Annotated in this window: 19 protein-coding genes, 3 tRNA genes and 1 CRISPR repeat array; of the genes, 13 read left to right on the top strand and 9 right to left on the bottom strand. The window is 35.5% G+C overall.

Annotated features, from left to right (window positions below):
• Position 1 precedes the first annotated feature (1 nt).
• The 11 genes from csm5 (at position 2) to cas2 (ACFFHT_RS04305) (ending at position 7,793) form a co-directional block, all read left to right on the top strand.
• The gene (csm5, locus tag ACFFHT_RS04255) at positions 2-1,555 is read left to right on the top strand and encodes a type III-A CRISPR-associated RAMP protein Csm5 (RefSeq protein ID WP_382373780.1); all 1,554 of its coding nucleotides are present in this window, start codon (positions 2-4) and stop codon (positions 1,553-1,555) included.
• 3 nt (positions 1,556-1,558) lie between these two features.
• Positions 1,559-2,482, top strand: a complete 924-nt coding sequence (cas6, locus tag ACFFHT_RS04260; RefSeq protein WP_382373782.1) for a CRISPR system precrRNA processing endoribonuclease RAMP protein Cas6 — start codon at positions 1,559-1,561, stop codon at positions 2,480-2,482.
• A 65-nt stretch (positions 2,483-2,547) separates the two neighbouring features.
• Entirely contained in the window at positions 2,548-2,838 is a 291-nt protein-coding gene (csx16, locus tag ACFFHT_RS04265) for a CRISPR-associated protein Csx16 (protein WP_382373784.1), read from the top strand.
• A 13-nt stretch (positions 2,839-2,851) separates the two neighbouring features.
• Positions 2,852-4,006, top strand: a complete 1,155-nt coding sequence (locus ACFFHT_RS04270; protein ID WP_382373786.1) for a Card1-like endonuclease domain-containing protein — start codon at positions 2,852-2,854, stop codon at positions 4,004-4,006.
• Between the two features lie 2 nt (positions 4,007-4,008).
• Positions 4,009-5,184: a CRISPR-associated ring nuclease Csm6 gene (csm6, locus tag ACFFHT_RS04275; RefSeq protein ID WP_382373788.1), complete on the top strand. Its 1,176-nt coding sequence runs from the start codon at positions 4,009-4,011 to the stop codon at positions 5,182-5,184.
• 114 nt (positions 5,185-5,298) lie between these two features.
• A complete protein-coding gene (locus tag ACFFHT_RS04280) occupies positions 5,299-5,655 on the top strand; it encodes a hypothetical protein (RefSeq protein WP_382373790.1) in 357 nt (118 codons plus the stop codon).
• 86 nt (positions 5,656-5,741) lie between these two features.
• Positions 5,742-5,876 carry a hypothetical protein gene (locus ACFFHT_RS04285; protein ID WP_382373792.1) on the top strand — a complete coding sequence of 45 codons (135 nt, stop codon included), beginning with the start codon at positions 5,742-5,744 and terminating at the stop codon, positions 5,874-5,876.
• 91 nt (positions 5,877-5,967) lie between these two features.
• Complete coding sequence (locus tag ACFFHT_RS04290; RefSeq protein WP_382373794.1) at positions 5,968-6,108, top strand: hypothetical protein; 141 nt, start codon at positions 5,968-5,970, stop codon at positions 6,106-6,108.
• Positions 6,109-6,116: 8 nt separating this feature from the next.
• A complete protein-coding gene (cas2, locus tag ACFFHT_RS04295; protein WP_382373796.1) occupies positions 6,117-6,401 on the top strand; it encodes a CRISPR-associated endonuclease Cas2 in 285 nt (94 codons plus the stop codon).
• Between the two features lie 9 nt (positions 6,402-6,410).
• Positions 6,411-7,484: a CRISPR-associated endonuclease Cas1 gene (gene cas1 / locus ACFFHT_RS04300; RefSeq protein WP_382373798.1), complete on the top strand. Its 1,074-nt coding sequence runs from the start codon at positions 6,411-6,413 to the stop codon at positions 7,482-7,484.
• 12 nt (positions 7,485-7,496) lie between these two features.
• Positions 7,497-7,793, top strand: a complete 297-nt coding sequence (gene cas2 / locus ACFFHT_RS04305; RefSeq protein WP_382373800.1) for a CRISPR-associated endonuclease Cas2 — start codon at positions 7,497-7,499, stop codon at positions 7,791-7,793.
• 169 nt (positions 7,794-7,962) lie between these two features.
• Positions 7,963-9,852: a CRISPR direct-repeat array (repeat unit 37 nt; unit sequence GTTGAAAAACATTGCCCTGTATAAAAGGGATTAAGAC).
• A 75-nt stretch (positions 9,853-9,927) separates the two neighbouring features.
• Here the strand turns inward: cas2 (ACFFHT_RS04305) and ilvY are convergent.
• Positions 9,928-10,809: an HTH-type transcriptional activator IlvY gene (gene ilvY, locus ACFFHT_RS04310; protein ID WP_382373802.1), complete on the bottom strand. Its 882-nt coding sequence runs from the start codon at positions 10,807-10,809 to the stop codon at positions 9,928-9,930.
• 155 nt (positions 10,810-10,964) lie between these two features.
• On the opposite strand from ilvY, the gene ilvC reads away from it, so the two are divergent.
• Positions 10,965-12,443, top strand: a complete 1,479-nt coding sequence (gene ilvC / locus ACFFHT_RS04315; protein ID WP_382373804.1) for a ketol-acid reductoisomerase — start codon at positions 10,965-10,967, stop codon at positions 12,441-12,443.
• Positions 12,444-12,500: 57 nt separating this feature from the next.
• On the opposite strand, the gene recC is transcribed toward ilvC, so the two are convergent.
• From recC to efeO, 4 genes are all read right to left on the bottom strand, one after another.
• Complete coding sequence (recC, locus tag ACFFHT_RS04320; RefSeq protein ID WP_382373806.1) at positions 12,501-15,797, bottom strand: exodeoxyribonuclease V subunit gamma; 3,297 nt, start codon at positions 15,795-15,797, stop codon at positions 12,501-12,503.
• 98 nt (positions 15,798-15,895) lie between these two features.
• Positions 15,896-17,629, bottom strand: a complete 1,734-nt coding sequence (locus tag ACFFHT_RS04325) for an FTR1 family iron permease (RefSeq protein WP_382373808.1) — start codon at positions 17,627-17,629, stop codon at positions 15,896-15,898.
• 1 nt (position 17,630) lies between these two features.
• Positions 17,631-18,866 (bottom strand): iron uptake transporter deferrochelatase/peroxidase subunit, encoded by a 1,236-nt coding sequence (efeB, locus tag ACFFHT_RS04330; RefSeq protein WP_382373810.1) that lies wholly within the window; start codon positions 18,864-18,866, stop codon positions 17,631-17,633.
• A 72-nt stretch (positions 18,867-18,938) separates the two neighbouring features.
• The gene (gene efeO, locus ACFFHT_RS04335; protein ID WP_382373812.1) at positions 18,939-19,757 is read right to left on the bottom strand and encodes an iron uptake system protein EfeO; all 819 of its coding nucleotides are present in this window, start codon (positions 19,755-19,757) and stop codon (positions 18,939-18,941) included.
• A gap of 74 nt (positions 19,758-19,831) precedes the next feature.
• Here efeO and ACFFHT_RS04340 point away from each other — a divergent pair, with 74 nt between their 5' ends.
• Positions 19,832-19,954, top strand: a complete 123-nt coding sequence (locus ACFFHT_RS04340; protein WP_382373814.1) for a hypothetical protein — start codon at positions 19,832-19,834, stop codon at positions 19,952-19,954.
• 31 nt (positions 19,955-19,985) lie between these two features.
• Here the strand turns inward: ACFFHT_RS04340 and ACFFHT_RS04345 are convergent.
• The 4 genes from ACFFHT_RS04345 to rep form a co-directional block, all read right to left on the bottom strand.
• Positions 19,986-20,062, bottom strand: a tRNA-Arg gene (locus tag ACFFHT_RS04345).
• A gap of 66 nt (positions 20,063-20,128) precedes the next feature.
• Positions 20,129-20,205: transfer RNA gene (locus ACFFHT_RS04350), tRNA-Arg, on the bottom strand.
• Between the two features lie 10 nt (positions 20,206-20,215).
• Positions 20,216-20,308: transfer RNA gene (locus ACFFHT_RS04355), tRNA-Ser, on the bottom strand.
• A gap of 150 nt (positions 20,309-20,458) precedes the next feature.
• Complete coding sequence (rep, locus tag ACFFHT_RS04360; protein ID WP_382373816.1) at positions 20,459-22,474, bottom strand: DNA helicase Rep; 2,016 nt, start codon at positions 22,472-22,474, stop codon at positions 20,459-20,461.
• Positions 22,475-22,673: the final 199 nt, after the last annotated feature.

The following is a 22,673-nucleotide window of genomic DNA, read 5'->3' on the forward strand; positions in this document are numbered from 1 at the left end:
AATGACAACAAAATTTATGCAAAATTATCAGGTTTATCTCACCCCACTTAGCCCTATTCATATCGGTTGTGGTGAGGATTTTGAGCCGACGAATTATGTGATTGACGAAGGCGTGCTTTATCATTTTGAACCAAGCAAACTTTACCTATCAAAAGAACAAAAAACGGAATTATTAAATTTATCACAAAGATGTGATTTATTAGCTATTCAACGCTTTTTTAAGAAAAATGCTAAACAGGCTACTGAGTTTTCCCATTATATTGCCAGTGTAGGGGCTGGAGTGGCAGAAGAGTGGGAAATGCGTATTGGTAAAGTCGCACAGCGTGAGAGTAACAGTAATAAGGTAATTTCCAACTTAGCAATAGAGCGAAATGCCTATTTGGCTGGCATCAATGAGCCTTATATACCAGGTTCGAGCTTTAAAGGTGCATTGGCAACTGTATTATTGGATAATGAACATCGGAAAAGAGGCAATCCTGATACTAAGGAAAAACACAAAGATTTGCTGAAAAAATATCTTGGTGAGTTTAAGGATAGCAAATTACGTTTGGTAAAATTTAGCGATTTTATGCCAACTCAGCCAATACAAAGTAAAGTGTATTACAGCTTAAATTTTAAAAAAGAAATGAGTGAAAAAGGTATTCTTGGTAAAGGTGTGCCGCTTCGCAGAGAATGTATTGTGGCTGGGCAATTTCACGCATTTAAAAGTGAATTATCACTTTGGAAAGAGGCACCTTTAACAATAAAAGACTATTTTAAGCGCTTAACCGAGTATCACTTGCCGATTTTTGAAAAAGAGTGTGAGCGACTTGTGACTTATCGACTAATTTCGCCAGTTTGGGTTAATGGCGTGAAAACATTATTAGCCAATAATAATGTGGCATTAGTACGTTTAGGGAAAAATGGTGCTGATAGCAAAATTTACCAAGCGAAAGGAATGGCAAAAATTAAAATTATGACTGGTAAGGGTAGGGAAAATAAATACCTAGATCGTTCAACGACTGTTTGGTTAGCAGGGAATAACAAGAGCCAACAATCGGAGCTTTACCCTTTCGGTTGGGCATTATTAGAGCTGAATGACGGGCAGGAAAATGCACCATTAAAACAGTGGTGTGAACAGCAGTCTGCTAATCACACTTTTGATAAAGTGACGTTTTTCGCTCAACAAGCCGAAATTAAACAACAAAAGCAACAAGCATATGAAGCGGAATTGGCAAAACAACATGAACAAAAAAAACAACGCCTAGCTGAGGAACAAGCTTTACAACGACAATTAGCTGAAAGGGAAAAAGCATTAAATTTAGTAAATAAAAATCAACGACTTGTACTAGAAATGCTCAATACGCTTGCTGATATTAGACAGCCTTTACAAGGAAGCAATCGACCGCCAGAGTTTATACAGTTTGAAACGCTCTGTGAAACAGCTCAAACATGGAATGAGGAAGATAAAGCATTCTTGATTGAGAAAATTACACTAAATGCCGTAAATAATAAAATTACGCTAAGTAAAAAATCTTTTGACAAATTCAAAAAATACGGACTTAAAAAATCATAAAATATGGAAAAATTAAGTGTCTTACCCATCGCCCGTTACTGTTTTCAATTTCAGGTAACACAACCAATTGTGTTGCCTGACTATGCAGGATCTGCATTGCGTGGTGTATTTGGGCGAGCGTTACGCAAAATTTGTTGTATGACCAAGCAGCCAGAGTGTAAATCTTGCCCGCTTTACCGCACTTGCCCTTATACCAATATTTTTGAAACGCCTGCACCCGAAAATCACCAATTACAGCATTTTAGCCAAGTGCCAAATGGCTATATCATCGAACCGCCTGAATGGGGTGTGAAAGAGTATCAAACTGGCGAGATATTGCAATTTCATCTGGTTTTAGTGGGCAAATTAATTAGCCAATTGCCGTTAATCACTTTCGCTTTTAAACGGGCGTTAGAATATGATTTAGCAGGGGGGAAGGCAAATTTGACTAATCTATATCTTTCTCCAATAAATCAACCAGTACAATCTATCTTGGAAAATGATCGCATTATCGATCATCAAGATTATGTCTGCTTACCTAAGCAATTTTCATCACAAATGGAATTGGATTTTCAAACGCCACTTCGTCTGCAAGAAAATGGCAAACCACTGCGTGCTAATCAAATTACGTTAGAGCGTTTTTTAATTAGCTTAGCAAAGCGAATTTCTTTGTTAATGGAATTTCATGCCGTGCCTATTGCACTTGATTTTCCAACGCTTATCGCACAAATTCCTCAAATTAAATCCTCCCATCAATTACATTGGCAAGATTGGACTCGCTATTCCTCTCGCCAAAAACAGAAAATGACATTAGGGGGCTTAATGGGAAAATGGCAATTAGAAAATGTGTCAAGCGAGTGGGCAAAATTGCTTTATATTGGGCAGTGGCTACATAATGGGAAAAATACGACATTTGGCTTAGGGCATTATTACATTACAAATTTGTAAATGGGCATTTTGGCAAAAATTTGTACTAAAATGACCGCTTGTTAGATATAAAAGGAAATACAATAATGACAACATGGTTTATCTCAAGACATCAAGGTGCGATTGATTGGATTAAGCAACAAAATATCCAAATTGACCGCTTTGAAGCCCATTTAGATGTTGCACAAATCCAAGCAGGCGATACTGTTATTGGCACTTTACCTGTGCATTTGGCAGCTCAAGTATGTGAAAAGGAGGCAAAGTTTATATTTTTAGCAGTTAATGTTAGTGAGCAACAACGTGGTGCAGAACTCAGTGCAGGTGAGCTAAATCAGCAAGGCTGCCAGCTAATACCATTTCATATTCAAGCAAATTAATAAGGAAAAACGTATGCGATTTGATATTCATTTTTGTTTAATTTCAGCACAAGCAGCAGCAAATTTATTACCTGTTTCTAACCCTGAATTTCAGCCAAAAAGTGCAGTCTTTTTTGTATCAAATTCAATGAAAAAGAATGCAGGTTTTCTTAAACAAGTTTTTAAGGATAAGGGAATTAATGTAACTCTCGTTGATCTAGTTGATGAATTTGATTTTGCCAAAACGACAGAGCAATTTATTAACGAGGTTGAGAAGTATGAAAATGAGAATATTGCTTTAAATATTACAGGTGGAACAAAATTAATGTCGATTGCTGCTGTAGAAGCTTTTAATTGTTTAGATAAATCTATTTTTTATGTGGATACTGAACAAAATCGTATTTTATTTTTAAGTCGCGATGAGCAAAAACGGTGGCTACCGCCTTTACCACTTAATACTAAAATTAAATTAAAAGAGTATTTAGCTGCTTATGGTAAAAATTTGATAGATAACCCAAGTGCTGATGTTAATAAAGAATGGCTATCAGCATTTGAACCTTTTTTGAAAAACTATAAAAGCAACCACAATTTAATACCATTATTAAATAAGTTTTTATCTGAGAGTAATGGTTATTATTATACACTGGATAAAAAAGATATTAGGATAAAAAATTTGAATGCTTTTTTAACAGATTTGGATAATCGTGGAATAATTAGCTTTAACGGCGAAACAATCAATTTTAAACAAAGAAAAAATCATGAGTTTCTTCATGGTGGCTGGTTAGAAAATTATGTCTATACACAATTAAAAGAAATCAAAAAAATTGATGAAATAGTGCTAAATGCAGAAGTAGCTAATGAGAACTATCAATTAAATAAAAATGAGTATGTTGATGAGAATAAGGGAAACAAAAATGAATTTGATATTGTTTTTCTTGCCAAAAACAAATTACATATCATTGAGTGCAAAACACAAGTAATGACTAAAGAGGGTGGTGTGAAAAGTGAAGATATTCTATATAAATTAGAAACTTTAAAAGATTATGGCGGATTAATGACGAAAAAATGTTTAGTTAGTTATTGTGAAATACCGACAAGTGTTTCAAATCGTGCAAAAGCATTGAATATTAAAATTATTCAAAAAGATGATATTTATCGTATTAAAGAATTAATTCAAGCATGGATTTAATAATGCAAAACATCAACAAAAACATCTTACTCTCCGTGACTGGGATGTCGCCTGCAGTAGTAACAGAAACTTTATATGTGTTAGTTGTAGAAAAAGGCATTATTCCAACAGACATTCGAGTTATCACCACTTTACAAGGCAAAAACAAACTAATGAAAGTGTTGCTAGGTGAGGAGGGTGGACGTAAAGAAAGCCAAGGCGCGTTAGCGGAATTTATTGCCGATTATGGCGAGCAATATGGCTTTTCGCATATCCATTTTGATGAAAGCTGTATTGATATCATCAAAGATAAAGAGGGCAACCCTTTGCCAGATATCCGCACACCTGAGGAAAATCAGCTCGCCTCAGATCAAATTGTCGGACTAATGGCAACACTTTGTGCTGAGCCTGACAACGCTATTCACGTTTCCATTGCAGGCGGACGAAAAACAATGGGCTTTTTTCTGGGTTATGCATTGTCGCTGTACGGACGCAAACAAGATACCCTTTCGCATGTCTTGGTTTCGGAAGAGTTTGAAAATCTCGACGGATTTTATTATCCTAAACCTTACCCATATAAAATTTACAATAAAAAAGGAATAGAGCTTGACGCTCAAAATGGCAAAGTAATGCTAGCAGAAATTCCTTGGGTACAATTAAGTATGGGTATCCCATTGGCACTAAAAGATAATAAGTTATCTTATAGTCAATCTATTGAGCGGATCCAAGAATTACTTGCACCACCGAGCATCACTTTTTTAAATAATGATGCAGAATGTGCAGTGAAATTTGGTAAAAGAACGGTTATTCTCACTGCAAGAGAATATGCCTTCTTACTCTCTATCTGCTTATTTAAATTATCCAATAAGCCATATATTTATCTTGATTTAGAAAGCAGAGAGGAAAGTAACCCAATTATTCCTGTCTTTGACACTATTCGTAATAGCTTTGATACCGAGCCTCATCAAACTAATTTGATTGACTTAAAAGGTTTATTAAGCGATTGTCGCACAGGTATTCGTAAAAAATTAGAAATGGCATTTGGTGTTGATGGCAAAAATGAATTCTTAAATCATTATTTGCCTAAATCGATCAATGTTAAACAAAACCAATCTTTCTATGAACTCTCATTAGCTAATGAAGCCATTGATATTAGCCAAATTGAGCATTATCTCAAGAAAAAATCCCTGGTGATTTAAATAAAATTTCCTGAAAATTAACCGTCCTTTTGGCGTTTTTTACAAATTTGTAAAATCACTTTAAATAAATTATTTACGCTATCCTATGCTTATCAACCAATAGGAGATGAAGTAATGGCAATTTATTTAAATCAATGTAATACCACAAAAGCCACTCTTAATACTAATCCTTATCTAGATAGCGAAATTGAAGCTTTAATTGCAGGTTACATTGAAGTCACCGATGAAAATGCCTTTAATGGACGTTACTTTATTTTAAATGGCAGAAAATGGATTCATAATCTTGATGCTTTACGCAAAAAATTAAATGCTGAGTATGGTCATTACATTGATGATGAAGAATTAAGTGCTTTTGCACCAGAAGGTTTTGGCTACGATATAGAAAATTATTATTCACGTTTCCAAAATTCAAATAATTTAGCAAAAAATAAAGATTTCAACGAGTTAATTAAACAAATAAAAGTAAATTAACTTAGGATATTACAAATTTGCAATATCCCCCAAATAATAACAAAACAACTATACTTTATTTAGCAAACAAACATAAGGAGCAAAAAATGAATTCTATTATTTCTGACATTAAAGATATCTTAGTTGAAACTATCAAAGAAAGACCAACTCAAACCTTGATTACTATTCTTATTCTAGGTGGATGTCTAATTCTTAAGGAAATGGAAGAAAATAATTCCTAATAAATTATAGATAATTACAAATTTGCAATATCCCCCAAATAATAACAAAACAACTATACTTTATTTAGCAAACAAACATAAGGAGCGAAAAATGAATTCTATTATCTCTGGCATTAAAGATTTATTAACTGAAGCTATGGAAGAAGCTCCAAAAGAAACACTTGTAGTTATTCTTACCATATCGGTAGCTTGGATGATACTTAACGAGAAAATAGATGAAAATGATTCGTAGGTAATACTATGAACACCCAACGCACTCGTTACCTTGTTGCTTACGATATTGCCGATCATAAACGCCTTTATCGTATTCACAAAAAAGTAGAATCTTATGCAATAGGTGGACAAAAATCATTTTATGAGTGTTGGTTAACCGAGCATGAATTAATTCATTTCAAACAAGAGGTAAGAAAATTAATGCAATTAGATGAGGACCGATTATTTATCTTCCAATTACATACAAATACCAATCCCATGCTTTATGGTAAAGCACATATACAATCAACAGAACCTTTCCTACTAATATGAGGAGAATTTATGTCCAGCTTATATATCGATCGCAAAGGAATGGAATTAAAACTTAGTGGCGATACGCTTATTTGCTATGAAAATAACGAACGTATTGGAACAATTCCGCTTGCTCCAATAGATCGAATCTATTTAAAAGGTGATGTCAAATTACAAACTTCACTTTTAGCAAAACTTGGCGAAAAAAATATTGGTATTATTTGCCTATCAGGAAGAAAAAACATACCAACGTTATTTATGTCACAACCACATAATGATGCAGCTCGTCGCATTGTACAATATGAACTCGCCAATAATGAGACCTTTTGTTTGCAATTTGCAAAAAAAATAGTACAACTAAAAATAATTACTCAAAAAAATTGGTTATGGCAAGCAGGAAATATTACACTAGGTAAAAAATGCCTACTTATCCCCAAAGCAAAAGAGTTAGATCAGCTCATTGAACAAATTGACTATCAAACTACACTTTCCTCATTAAGAGGGATTGAAGGACGTGCTGCCGCAGTTTATTTTTCTGCATTACATTTATATTTACCATCATCTTTAAATTTTACTGGACGTAATCGCCGACCTCCAAAAGATCCTTTCAATGCGGTTATTTCTCTTGGTTATACTTTACTTCATAGCGAAGCAGTTCTAGCAAGTTACGGTGCTGGACTTGATCCTTATATAGGCTTTTATCATGGTATTGATTATGGACGAGAATCATTGGCTTGTGATCTTATTGAACCATTACGTCCTTTAATTGATAACTGGCTTTTAGGTTGCTTTAAACGGAATATACTCCGCCCAGAACATTTTTCCACCACACAAGAAGGGTGCTTATTAGGCAAAACAGGGAGAATATATTTTTATCAAGAATATGAAAAAATAGTAAAAAATTGGCGAAAAATCTTAACAGAGAATTGTTTTGATCTGATTAGATTAATTAAAATGAGTAATCTCAATAATTCTCCTCAACGTCGTTCTAACCGATATTCACAAATTACTAGTGATCAGTTGGATAAAACTTGGCAATCATTACTTGACTCTTATACATTTAATCTACACACAATGCTTGCTCACTTTGAATGGTCTTATTGAGAAGAATATATCATGCAATATTTAATTGGATACGATATTTCGGATGAAAAACGTTTACAACGCATTTATAAAAAAATGGTGAAATATGCTACCCCAATCCAATATAGTATTTTTTTATTTGAAGGAACTCAAAATGAGTTAAACGCTTGTATAAACCAAATTCTAGAAATTTTTAATCAGAAAGAAGATGATTTAAGGGTTTATCCATTACCAAAATATGGCAAAAAATGGCAATTTGGAAAAAGTGTATTACCTGAAGGAATTATTTGGACAGTATTACCACAATCCTTTAGTAATCCAATAAACTAATTGATCTTTATAAAAAGGGGGTTAAAATTACTACCGTTCTCATATACGATAAGAAACACCTATTTGATTATTTTTTATACAAAGCAAAACTTAACTATGTTCACTTTAAATTTTGTTGTAAACATTGTTTATAGCCCATTGATTTTAAAGAAAAATAATCACACCTACAGTTGAAAAACATTGCCCTGTATAAAAGGGATTAAGACAACATCAACGGGATCGACCTTCTCAAACGCTTCATGTTGAAAAACATTGCCCTGTATAAAAGGGATTAAGACTTTATTGTTGATTTTCTTTTTCGCAGTACTCAGTTGAAAAACATTGCCCTGTATAAAAGGGATTAAGACTTAATTAAAAGTTACTTTTTTCTATCTTAACTAGGTTGAAAAACATTGCCCTGTATAAAAGGGATTAAGACTACTGAACGACCTGGTGTTCTTGCAAGCTTACGATGTTGAAAAACATTGCCCTGTATAAAAGGGATTAAGACGGTTGGAAAATTACATCTTCTTGAAAAAATGTATTCGTTGAAAAACATTGCCCTGTATAAAAGGGATTAAGACATCACTAATAATTGCTAAAGCTAATTTATTACTATGTTGAAAAACATTGCCCTGTATAAAAGGGATTAAGACAGGAAGAACCAGCTTCTACCATAGCGTTAGTAGAGTTGAAAAACATTGCCCTGTATAAAAGGGATTAAGACTGTTTCTCCTTATTAGAGTTAAGTAAATTGTGTGTTGAAAAACATTGCCCTGTATAAAAGGGATTAAGACTGTTAATCCAAAGACAAAAGCGGTTGCTAAGTTGAAAAACATTGCCCTGTATAAAAGGGATTAAGACTTTCTTTTCTCTCTCCATCCTTCCATATAACTTCCAGTTGAAAAACATTGCCCTGTATAAAAGGGATTAAGACTACCGCAAATTTGTTGAGGTCTTTTGATAATTGGTTGAAAAACATTGCCCTGTATAAAAGGGATTAAGACCCCTCACTGCTTGGGCTTCATCGGGGAACTCAAAAGTTGAAAAACATTGCCCTGTATAAAAGGGATTAAGACTCAGTAAAAGCTAAATTTTAAAGAACGTGGTATGTTGAAAAACATTGCCCTGTATAAAAGGGATTAAGACAATAGACGTCGTTCCACACGTCTTTTGTGGCTGGGTTGAAAAACATTGCCCTGTATAAAAGGGATTAAGACCAATGACGTAACGGGTGTTACGTACGACGATAACGAGTTGAAAAACATTGCCCTGTATAAAAGGGATTAAGACCTAACAATTCATCCAAGGTGGAAAATATTGGTTTGTTGAAAAACATTGCCCTGTATAAAAGGGATTAAGACGCACCATATTTTAAACAGTAGATCACGTCTTGCGTTGAAAAACATTGCCCTGTATAAAAGGGATTAAGACTACACTTTCTGCATTAATCGCATTTGGAGTACTGTTGAAAAACATTGCCCTGTATAAAAGGGATTAAGACTCACGGCTGGTACGTACTCCTCTACGAAGCCTTTCGTTGAAAAACATTGCCCTGTATAAAAGGGATTAAGACCCATTCACTAGCATAACTACTACCAGCTTCTACTAGTTGAAAAACATTGCCCTGTATAAAAGGGATTAAGACCCACATAGGCGTAGCCTTTAGAGGCTACGGATCCCGTTGAAAAACATTGCCCTGTATAAAAGGGATTAAGACAGACCTGAAAATTTCCATCGATCTTGTACTGATGTTGAAAAACATTGCCCTGTATAAAAGGGATTAAGACATATAAACTTGTCCGTGAGTTTCAGCGTAGGTAGTGTTGAAAAACATTGCCCTGTATAAAAGGGATTAAGACTTTTCCTACTTCTGCTTTATCGTTACTCGGTTGTTCGTTGAAAAACATTGCCCTGTATAAAAGGGATTAAGACCTTTTTTAATAAGGCTTCTATGACTTTAAATTGTTGTTGAAAAACATTGCCCTGTATAAAAGGGATTAAGACTACATCACCCTCACGAGGGTAATGATATCCATATATGTTGAAAAACATTGCCCTGTATAAAAGGGATAGAGAAGATAAATGTACCAATAGTTAGGATTGTGAATACATATCGAAAGTCCACTTCTTGTATGAAAGTAACTAGATACCTTTATCGTACCAAACTCTGCCAAAATGCATTCACTATTGGATTATGTAAATTCTTTTGATGAACACAAACACCTAAAGATAAGGAATCTATACTAGGTTGGATATTTAAATAGGTAATTTGTGTATTCATAGGATTATGTGCAATCACAACATCTGGCAATAAGGCTAATCCAAAACCCATTGCTACCATCGGTACAATGCCTTCATGTCCTGCTACCGTGGCATAAATTTTAGGGTGCTTAATGCCTTTTTGAGCAAACCATTGCCCAATTTTTTGGCGAGCAGGACCTTCCACTGGGACGATAAACGGGATCTCTTGCCAATTAATCGGTTGTTGCTGTAATAACTGGTTGGCAACACACGCCACTTTTGGTGCAATTAATGAGAATGGCAAGCTATCAATCTGATGAAAAATGACATTTTCTGGTAATTGTTCAGGTTCACCTGCAATCGCAAGATCCACTTGCCGACTTTGTACTTGTTGTACGGCTAATGCGGGATCGCCTGTTTTTAGTTGAATTTCTACTTTTGGATATTTCTGTCTAAATGTGGCTAAAATCTCTGGTAAATGGCTATAACTTGCTGTTACCGAACAAAACAGACGAATCTCCCCAACTAAATCCATGGTATTAGGTTGTAATTGTTGCTGTAACAACCGCCATTCCTGTAATGTTTTCTCAGCAAACTGATAAAATTGTTCCCCTGCCGGGGTTAATTCAACTGAACGGTTATCTCGCCAAAATAATATGGTTTCCATTTCTTCTTCTAGTCGTTGAATCTGACGAGAAAGCGTGGAAGGACTAAGATGATTTAATGCCGCTGTTCTCGCAAAATTTTTACTTTCACAAAGGTGTAAAAATAATTTTAGTTGTTGGAAATCCATTATTACCTGCCAAAAAGAGAATTTGTTAAAAATATTGCATATTATGCAAGTATGAATTTCAATAATATCAATTTACGCAATAAAAAAAAGTCTTATACTCACATTATCACAATTTAGTAAACACAATTCATTGATAACAACTCATAGGAGTATTTATGGCTAACTATTTCAATACCTTAAACTTACGTCAAAAATTAGATCAATTAGGTCGTTGCCGTTTTATGGATCGCAGCGAATTTGCAGATGAAGCAAACTTTTTAAAAGGCAAAAAAGTGGTGATTGTAGGTTGTGGGGCACAAGGTTTAAACCAAGGGTTAAATATGCGTGATTCTGGCTTAGATGTCAGTTACGCATTGCGTAAAGAAGCGATTGCAGAAAAACGAGCCTCTTTCCAACGTGCTTCAGAAAATGGTTTTGTCGTAGGTAGCTATGAAGATCTCATTCCACAAGCAGATTTAGTGATTAACCTTACTCCAGATAAACAACACAGCAGCGTTGTAAAAGCAGTCATGCCATTAATGAAACAAGGTGCTGCATTAGGTTATTCACATGGTTTAAACATTGTCGAAGTAGGCGAACAAATTCGTCCAGATATTACCGTCGTTATGGTGGCACCAAAATGTCCAGGTACCGAAGTGCGTGAAGAATATAAACGTGGCTTTGGGGTACCAACATTAATCGCTGTTCACCCTGAAAACGATCCAAAAGGTGAAGGTATGGCAATCGCTAAAGCCTGGGCTGCAGCGACTGGTGGTCATCGTGCTGGTGTACTTGAATCTTCATTTGTGGCTGAAGTGAAATCCGATTTAATGGGTGAACAAACTATCCTATGTGGAATGTTACAAGCAGGTTCATTAATTTGTTATGACAAATTGGTTGCTGATGGAAAAGATCCTGCGTATGCCGCACAATTAGTGCAATACGGTTGGGAAACGATCACTGAAGCATTGAAATTAGGTGGTATCACTCTCATGATGGATCGCCTTTCTAATAGTGCAAAATTACGTGCATTTGAACTTTCTGAACAGATCAAAGGCATGTTAACTACACTATTCCAAAAACATATGGATGATATTATTAGTGGTGAATTCTCTGCAACTATGATGGCCGACTGGGCAAACGGTGATAAAAACTTACTGACTTGGCGTGAAGAAACAGGTAAAACTGCCTTTGAAAATGCGCCTAAATATGAAGGCAAAATCAAAGAACAAGAATACTTTGATAATGGCGTGTTAATGATTGCTATGGTGAAAGCAGGGGTAGAACTTGCATTTGATACTATGGTTTCCAGCGGTATTATTGAAGAATCTGCTTATTATGAATCACTCCATGAATTACCGTTAATCGCCAATACTATCGCTCGTAAACGTTTATACGAAATGAATGTGGTGATTTCAGATACCGCTGAGTACGGAAACTATCTCTTTGCTAATGTGGCAACACCAATTATGCGTGAAAAACTTGTACCACAATTACAAAAAGGTGATTTAGGCGAAGCTGCTCCTACTGTGGAAATTGATAACATTACCTTACGTGATATTAATGATGCCATTCGTAACCACCCAATTGAAAAAGTGGGTCAAAAACTTCGTGGCTATATGAAAGATATGAAACGTATCGTGGTAGTGGGTTAATACCCTCTTAACTAACTAGCTAAAGCCCTATGTTCTCCATAGGGCTTTCTTATCCTCTTATTCTGCATCAATATGAGCAAATAATTGATTAAACCAACATTCAAACTGTGCTTTAATCGCGACATAATCTAACTCAGAAGTTTGTACTAATAGTCGTTCCCAATATGGACGTTGATTGTATTGATCAACTTTAGCCAATTCCTCAAGCAGGGTTTCAATCTGATAATTCTCTTCACTGAACAATTTTTGCAGTGTTGCTAAATCATATGTTGGAACTAAACAAATTTGTTGCTCGGCTGCAAGATAATCTCGGATATAAATCTGTAATTGTTCTGATGCTTGCTCTGGAGATACTGGCGTTAATACAAATGAACTCACTTCACCATTCTCTAATCCAAAATAAAGCGAAGGGGATATTGTTCCTTCCATTGATAACAATAAGTGGTAAATCCATATACGAATCTGTTCTTTTGATCTAATTTTCCCAACTCGCCAAGCAACATATTGTTGTTGGTAAAGTTGGTCAATCTGCCCTTGTAATACTATTTTTTGTTGTGCAAACGTAAAAAAATGCTCAATTTTATAGGAAGTTGCTGGGATAGCACGATATTTCTCAATGGATTGCCATAATACAGAACAGCTCTGTTCTAATTCATCTTGTTGTAAGAAAGTAAATCCACCTCTTGGTAACATTCCCTCTCGTTTTGCTTTTTCAAATTCACCATTCCATTGAGTTAAATCCTGCTGCAATAAACGTTCCTTTAAACGATATTGAGATAATTGATCCAACGAAAAATTTTCACTTTCAGCTAAATTTTCATACGATTGATTAAGATAAACACCTAATCTTTTTTCAAAGAAGTACCTTTGTGGATCAATAACAAACTGGATTAACTGTTCTAACTCAATCGTTTTTATTGATTCATTTGTTATCTGATTATGTAATGGAGCAATAAAAGATGTCTGCTGTTTTAGAGAATTTTGTGCTTTTGCCACTTCTGCCCATTCTTGTGCATATGAAAAGTGTGGTGTAGTAAAGTTATTAGCACTAAAAATAGTCGCTGGATAAGAAAATTTTAGTTGCTCTAGATCTTCTGGTTGTCCCAGATGCTGTTGTAAGTAATCTAATAGTTGCCCCACCAATACCGATGGTTCATAAGCAGTATTATCTATTACGGAATAGCCTACATAGCTGATATAAAGTTTCTCTCTTGCCGATAATAATGCTTCAAGAAAGAGATAACTATCATCTTCCCGCCGAACACGATCACCTTTTTGTGGTTGATACTGCATCACATCAAAACTGTTACTCGATAGCTGGCGAGGAAAATCGCCCTCGTTCATCCCTAACAAACAGATAACTTTGAAAGGGATTGCTCGCATTGGTAGTAACGTGCAGAAATTGAGTTGTCCCATCAAAAAATGCACACTATTTTCTTGTTCATTTAATTTTGTTTTGAGCAACTCACTAATGATGTCCGCATCTAACAGATCTTGATAGCCACTTTGTAATGCAGAATCTAATATCTGATGAACCGTTTGTTTTAGCAATGCCACAACTCGATTCTCTGCTGTTGCAAAGAATGTTTCAATACATAACAAAATAACAGTTCGCCATTGTTCAATCGATAATGTTTGATGTAACTGTTGATACCACGTTTCTAAAGCCTCAATAAAATTCGCTAATTTACCTGCTATCTTTGCACGTAAGCCATTACTATAATCAAACCCAACAGTATCCTGCCATACGCCAGCTTCATTTTTTAACGCATAACCTAATAACAAGCGTTCAATGCCATTTTGCCATGCATTATAGTTAGGAACTTCTCCATCATATTTAACTAAACCATAACGCACTCCAGCTTGTGCTACCCATTCCCGCAGCGTGTCTAGCTCTTCTATTTCCAATGAAAAACGTTGACGAATACATTCTACATCCAATAATGACAACACATTTTCCACAGAAAATAACGACTCTTTTAAGGTAAAAAACTGCAAAAAGGTGGCAATAACTACATCACTTTCGGTGATTTTACGGTCAGAAATTGCAAACGGAATATGGCGTTTATCGGTTTGGTGATATTGAGAAAAGACAGCTTGGATATAGGGTGTATAACGATCAATATCCGCCACCATCACCACGACATCCTTTGGTGTTAAATTCGGATCTTCCGCAAACATGGCTAATAAATTATCATGCAAAACTTCTACTTCACGCATTGGGCTATGACAAGCATGAAAACTTAAGGAGTTATCGCCTAGTTGATAATGTAGAGAATTTGAATCTGTATAATTTAATTCTAAAATTTCTCGTTGTAATTGTTGCAACAATCCATTGCCCTCAGGTGCAAGATAGAGTTCCACTTCTTGTGGTTCTAACTGAGTTAATGAATATAAAAAATCTCGACCAAGTTTTCCCCAAGCAGATAATAAGGGATGCCCAATCGTCAGTGATTCATCATAGATTGTTTTTATTATCTTTTGTTCTATATCGGCTTGCTTTAATTGTTTGATTTTTAACTTTTCTATATAACGATGATCAATAATATCTCCCCAATAATAACGACTAGGGCTATTAAAAAAGAGATGAATATCGGTATAGTCGCTTAATGCTTTCAATAACGTTAAGAACATTGGAGGAAGCGCTGAAATACCAAAAACACAAATACGTTTTGGTAAATGTTTCGGGCGAAACCCTTCTGACAACTGCTGCAAATAGGTTTGATATAAATTTGCACGGTGCCAAACCATTTCACTCTCACTACTCTGCTCAATATCTTCTACCAATTTCTGCCATAAAATCGCTTGCCAAGCTAAATCTTGCATAATGGTGGATAAAATTGGTTGATAGCGAACTGCAATTTGTTCGACTATTTTTTGCTGTAATGGCGTAGCTTCGCCTGCTTCCCATTGGTTGATCCAATCAGGTCGATATACTAAATATTGGTCAAACAGATCGGCTATTTTTTCCGCTAATTGAAACAGTTTTAATTGAGAAAAATTATCGCTTAAGTAATCACGCAAACTTTTAAAGGCAGGCAAATCTAATAAAGTGGGTAAAATACGCATTAAGCGCCAAACTAACGCCTCTTTGCTAAATAAATTTTGTTCACCTACAGTCGGAATACTCTCTTTATACAATGACCAAATAAAACTTGATGGCATTGGAAAGGAAAAATTTGCCGCAATGCCAAAATGGTCGGCTAATTGAATTTGTAGCCACTGTGCCATGCCTGGGCTTTGGACTAAAATAATGTTGCTAGCAAAAGGATCGGGTAATGGTTGTACTTCTAATAAATGAATTAATAACTGTTTTTGATATTCCAACTGATTTGCGTAATAGACCGTAAACATAATTTTTCCTTACCTTTAGAGCAACACGCAACATTGTAAACGAATATGTGAATGACCTAAAGCAAAGGGAGCTAACAAAGCTCCCTTATATATTATGTTTATGCTGTTATCACCTCGTGTCGATGCTGTAACCATCTCTGCAACAATAAAATTACCCCAATATAAACAAATTGAGCAATGACCGTTTCTAACGTTGCATAAAAACCTAACCACTCTACATTTGGCAAGCCATCAAGAATCGTGGTTGGCAAGATCTTAGTTAATTGTAGGGCATGAACACTGACACCAAGAATCTTAAAGCCTAAAACGTATAACACGACAGTTAAAATCTTAAACATCGTCGGCACAGGTAATTTCACCGAAGTTTTTAAAATAATTACCGCTAAAATGGCCAAAATAACAACGGCAATTCCCACTCCTAAGGCAAAAGATTCGGTACTAATATTTGGCAAAATTCCGACATAAAATAGGATTGTTTCCGCTCCCTCACGAAAAACAGACAAGAAACTTAACGCAAACAAAGAGATAAAACTGCCTGTGGTTAAGGCTTTACTCATATGTTTTTTAATATAAGCCTGCCACGCTTTTAAGGAAGATTTACTGTGTAACCAAGCACCTATGGTTAAGATCATAAGTACAGCAACAATCCCTACGCCACCCTCAATAATTTCTCGATTCGTTCCTGAACTGGTTGTTGGGAATAAACGCTGTAAAGCAAAAGCTGCTACTAAACTGAGGAGCAATCCTGCTACGACGCCACCACTCACCCACTTATAACCTTGAGGGCGATTCGCTACCCGTAATGCACTCACTAATGCCATCACGACCAATAATGCCTCTAGTCCCTCACGCAATAAAATCAGCATCGCATCTAATGCCGTATAGCTTGCTGCTGGATTAATCAGTGCTAATTGATCGATAATTTGCTGCAAATTAGCTTGATACTTAACTTCTTGTCCTTTCGCTAAAATTACAGGAATTTCACTTTCAACTCGGGTATAAAGTGAACCATTTCTGGTACTCACTTCTCCTTCAATACTTGGCCAGATTTCAATAAAGGTCGTAAGTTTTGTTTGAGCAGTTGCATTATCTTGCTGTTGGAAAGCCTGTAATCCCTCTTGTAAAAGCGTTATACCATCACTTAATTGATAATTGCTCGTCACTGCTTCTGTTGTTTTTCCTGAAAGAAAATCAGTAAATTGATCAGCAATTTTTTGCGTATGTTGTTCTACACGTTGATAATCTAAGGGTTCAGTTTCAATCGCTACCCGCAATAATGCTAATGATGTTTCAATTTTGCCGTAATAGCTCATATCCACATCACGCACTAAACGTTCATTCTTCGTCCAAATACCATTAAATAAACGATATTGCTGTTTTAGTATCGTAATATCTGGTTGTGCTTTATTTTCCGCAACGATTGTTTGCCAATGTGTGAACGCTGGCACAATGCGCTTTTTAAAACGTTGCTTTTGTTCGTTCACATCTAATGGATGTTGTTCCTTATCAAACGCTAACATCGCCGAAGACAGTGCATTAAGCTGTTCTATTTTTGTCGTTTCCAGTGCATCAGTTAGTTTTTCTAAAACCACTTGTCCTGCTGGTGAGGTATGTTCAGGAATAGCCAAAAATTGCTGTTTAATTTGCTCAATATCTTGTTTCGCTTGTTCAGGATTACTCTCCTTCACTGCACTCATCGCATCAGAAAGCTGAATAAACAGTGGACTTAAATTAAATTTGGTGTCTGCCATTGCCGCCATAACAAATAGCAGAAAGCAGCAGATTAATCCTTGTAATCCTAGTTTATAAGCCGAGAAAAACTGCTTTCTCATCTTATGCTCCTAATAATGCTTGACCGATAAATTCACCTTCTTTCACACCTGGGAAACAGGCAAATAATCCACTCCCAATATGGGTAATATATTCATTTAAACGATCTACATTGCCTAACGCATTTTGAATCGTAATAAACTGTTCTGGATCTTTTTGGTAACAAATAAACAGTAACCCACTGTCAAATTGTCCTGTGCGAGGGTTGATACCATCGGAATAAGAATATGCACGACGCAAGATCTGTTTTCCTGTTTTATGTGCTAACACCGAATGTGAATCTTCTGGAATCATTGGTTTGCCATGATGATTTTTCTTCGCTAAATCTAATGGGGCAAACTCCTCTTTTTCCCCAATCGGTGCACCTGTATCTCGATGGCGACCAAATGTACGTTCTTGCTCTTTATAACTGGTGCGATCCCACGTCTCTAAATGCATCACAATTTTACGCACAATCAAATAACTACCGCCTTTTAACCACGTTGGCTGATCGATCCAGACATGTTTTGCTGTATCTGTTAGTGTATTAGCATTAGCTGTCCCATCTTTGAAACCAAATAGATTTCTTGGTGTATCTGTTGGTTTATCCGCAGAAATAAAGCCTGATTGACTCCATTTCATCGTGATATTGGAGCGTGCTACTCGAACTAATTGACGCACCGCATGAAACGCAACTTGTGCATCATTGGCACACGCTTGAATACAAATATCACCACCCGTAAATTCTGCTTTTAATTGATCACGTGGGAATAATGGTAAGTCAGTAAATTCTTTTGGTGTTTTATCTTGTAGCCCTAATTTTTGTAAGAATGTTGGTGAAATACCAAACGTTAAGGTCAAACCATATGCGGATAGATCATCTGCTTCGCCTGTATCGGTTGGTGGAACAAAATGATTTTTAGAATAATCTTGAACATTTTTACCTTGTGTTAAACGTGCAGAATATGCCGTCCACGTTTTAAACATTTCTCTCACTTCAGTTAAATTATGCGTTGCTAAATCTAAAACTAAGAAATAAACATAAGTTTGTTGTGGTGTAAGAATGCCTTGTTGATGTTCACCATAAAATGGATATTGCACATCAGATAGACAATGCTTATCTCCTACTTTATTTACTTCTGATGTTGCTTGTACCGTTAGACTTAAGCCTGCAACTCCACTTCCAATCATTAGTCCTGATTTTTTTAAAAATTGACGTCGTGCATTATTCATAGTATGTTTTTCTTCAATATGTTTCATTTTTATATATCCCCCAAAACGGAAAAACCACTGTTCCGAAAAACAGTGGTTAATAATTAGTGATGATTAAAATTAGTTTGCTTCATCTAGGATAATACCCATTTGTGCAAGTGGTTCACCTAATTTATTTACCGCTTCACCTAAAATACGAGTATCTTCTTTTGAAAGTTCTGTATAAGCTTTGTAGTCGTGTTGTCCTACTTTGTATTTATCTAATAAGCTATTCACATTAGCAAATTGCTTATCTAACTCTTTCACTAACTTAGCATCTTTCTTTTCCAATCTTGGCTTCAGGATTTGATAAATTTTTTCTGCACCTTCCACATTGGCTTTAAAGTCATAAAGGTCTGTACGCGAGAAAATCTCTTCTTCACCTGTAATTTTACTAGTAGAAACTTCATTTAATAAATCTACCGCACCTTGTACCATTAAATCACCGGTAACCTCTACGGTTGGTACTTTAGCACGTAATTCTTTCACATCATTAAGTAACTGATCGGCAATCTCTTCCGTGCCTTTAGTGGTATTTTCTGTCCATAAGATTTTTTCGATTTTATGGAAACCTGTCCAAATTTGATCTTTCTCTAAATCCGCTTCGCGCGCATCAATACGAGGATCTAAATCACCAAAACTTTCAGCTATAGGTTCTGAACGTTCATAATACATTCTGATTAATGGATATGCTTTTTTTGCCTCTGCTAATTTTCCAGCTTTTAAATCTGCGACAAATTGAGTTGTCCCTTTAACAAGCTCATCAATTTGTTCAACAACAAATTCTTGATATTGTTTAGTTTCTTTAGATAAATCAACTGGTGCAGCAAGGAGAGTATTAGAAAAAAGAACAGTAGATGAAATGATTGTTGCTAACGCAACCTTTTTAAAGTTAAGCATAGATTACCCCATATCAGAATATAAATAAAAATAAATCTCATATCGGTTGAGTAAGTTATGGCAAATAAGAATTAATGTCAATAACAATTAGTAAAAAAATAATAAATGGCAAATGGCAAATGGCAAATGGCAAATGGCAAATGGCAAATGGCAAATGGCAAATGGCAAATGGCAAATGGCAAATTATTAAAACTTAAATAGGGAGAAAAAGAAGTAATTGATTTGAAATGGCGCATCCGAGAGGATTCGAACCTCTGACCGCTCGGTTCGTAGCCGAGTACTCTATCCAGCTGAGCTACGGATGCGCTGAAAAAAGGATTTTTAACCAACCTTACATCTATTCGATAATTTACTCTAGAGTAATAAGTAAATGGCGCATCCGAGAGGATTCGAACCTCTGGCCGCTCGGTTCGTAGCCGAGTACTCTATCCAGCTGAGCTACGGATGCGTCGAATAAATGGCGGTGAGAGAGGGATTCGAACCCTCGATAGAGTTTTAAGCCCTATGCACCCTTAGCAGGGGTGTGCCTTCAGCCTCTCGGCCATCTCACCTCGTTCGGTTGAGACGCTATAATATGGATTTTAGAGAATAAGTCAACGCTTTTTTATGAAAAAAACAGTTTTTGAGTTTGATTGAATGGATTATCATCAAAATATCTACTTTATAACCAATCTAACCTTATATTCTCTCGTATTCTCTTTTTACTTATCCATTAATAATGCCTTTAAATTCGCAAAGCCAGCTTGTCGCTGTTGTTGTTTTTGCTGTTCAGTTAATGGGACTTTATCTTTTTCCCACAATAAATCATCTTGCGGTAACTCTAATAAAAAACGACTTGGTTCAGTATGAATTATTTCCCCCATTTGGCGGCGTGTTTTGCAACGAGAAAAAGTTAATTCTTTTTGTGCTCGAGTAATACCAACATAAGCCAGACGGCGTTCTTCTTCGATATTGTCATCATCAATTGAATTTTGATGCGGTAAAATTCCTTCTTCCATTCCAATTAAATAGACATAAGGAAACTCTAATCCTTTAGATGCATGCAATGTCATTAGTTGTACTTCATCACCACTTTCTTCATTTTCATTACGCTCTAACATATCACGCAACGTTAAGCGCAATACAACTTGGGCTAATGTCATTGGTGGATTAAATTCATCTCCCTCTAACATATCATGAACCCATTGCAATAACATTGCGACATTTTTGCTCTGAATTTCTGCTGCTTTAGGATTATTTGCTTGCTCATATAAATAAGTTTCATACTGCAAATGTACAAACATTTCTCGGATTGCTTGTTGGGGATCACTATGCTCTACTTGATCAGATAGTTTCACAATCCAATCTGCAAATGTCTGCAATGCAGTATATGCCTTAGGTGTAATTCGTTGTAACAATTCAAAATCAAAAATCGCTTCAAATAAAGAACAGTGTTTCTCTTTGGCTAATGTTCCCAATTTCTCTAATGTAGCAGTTCCTATCTCACGTCTCGGTGTATTCACAATACGAATAAAAGCAGAATCATCATCCTGATTAACTAACAAGCGTAAATAAGCCATCACATCCTTAATTTCCATCCGTGAAAAAAGTGATGTTCCACCTGAAATCTTATACGGAATACGATTTTGCATTAATACTTTTTCTAACAATCGAGATTGATGATTACCTCGATATAAAATTGCATAATCACGATAAGCCGTTTTACGCAAAAAACGATGTGTAATTAATTCTGCAACAATTCGTTCAGCTTCATGCTCTTCATTCTTTGCTTCAATAACCTGCAGCGGTTCACCTTGTCCTAATTGCGAAAATAATTTTTTCTCAAAAACATGATCATTATTATCAATTAAAATATTGGCACAATGTAAAATTCGTTGCGTTGAACGATAATTTTGTTCCAGCTTAATTACCGACAAATTAGGGAAATCATCTCGTAAACGACTAATATTTTCTGGTTTTGCGCCTCGCCAAGAATAAATAGATTGATCATCGTCCCCAACTACGGTTAATCTTCCTCGTTGTCCAACTAATAACTTTATTAATTCATATTGGCTAGTATTGGTATCCTGATATTCATCAACAAGCAAATAATCAATTCTTTTCTGCCATTTCTCACATATTTCTTGATTATGACGCAACAAAAGTGTTGGCAACATAATTAAATCATCAAAATCCAATGCATTGTAGGCGTGCATTTGTTCTGTATATAATTGATAACATTCTGCAAAAGTACGCTCTAATGGTGTTTTTACTAACTGCAACGCTTGTTTAGGCAAAATAAGATCATTCTTACACATCGAAATATAATTAATTAACTGATTAATCTTTTCCTTATCGCCTAAAAAAATCGTTTCTGTTAATTCATTTAATAACGCTTTCTGATCATGTTCATCAAATAATGTAATACTAGCTTTAAGTCCCAATGCCCTATGTTCACGTTTAATTAAATCAAAACCTAATGTGTGAAATGTTGAAACGATTAAACCTTTACTCTTTTGACTACCAATAGAATGAGCAACACGTTCTCGCATTTCTCGAGCGGCTTTGTTAGTAAAAGTCACTGCCGCAATATGTTTTGGTGAATAACCACATTGCTCAATGAGATAAGCAATTTTATTAATAATCACACGTGTTTTTCCTGAACCAGCTCCTGCTAATACTAAACACGGTGAATCAATTGTTGTAACTGCTTGTTGTTGTTGTGAATTAAGCTTCATTGGAATTAAAGTAAAACATTAGGATGAAAGAAGTATTAACTACTAAAAAATCATTACTATGATTACTCATCATCAATAATAAATTTTTTCGACAATAAAAATAAGACCCGCCTAAATAGACGGGTCCTTTTCTCTTTTCAGTTTCTTATCAATTACTTGATAATGCTTGCTACCACGCCAGCACCTACTGTACGACCAC

The sequence above is a fragment of the Gallibacterium melopsittaci genome (assembly GCF_042433085.1).
Taxonomy (GTDB): Bacteria; Pseudomonadota; Gammaproteobacteria; order Enterobacterales; family Pasteurellaceae; genus Gallibacterium; species Gallibacterium melopsittaci.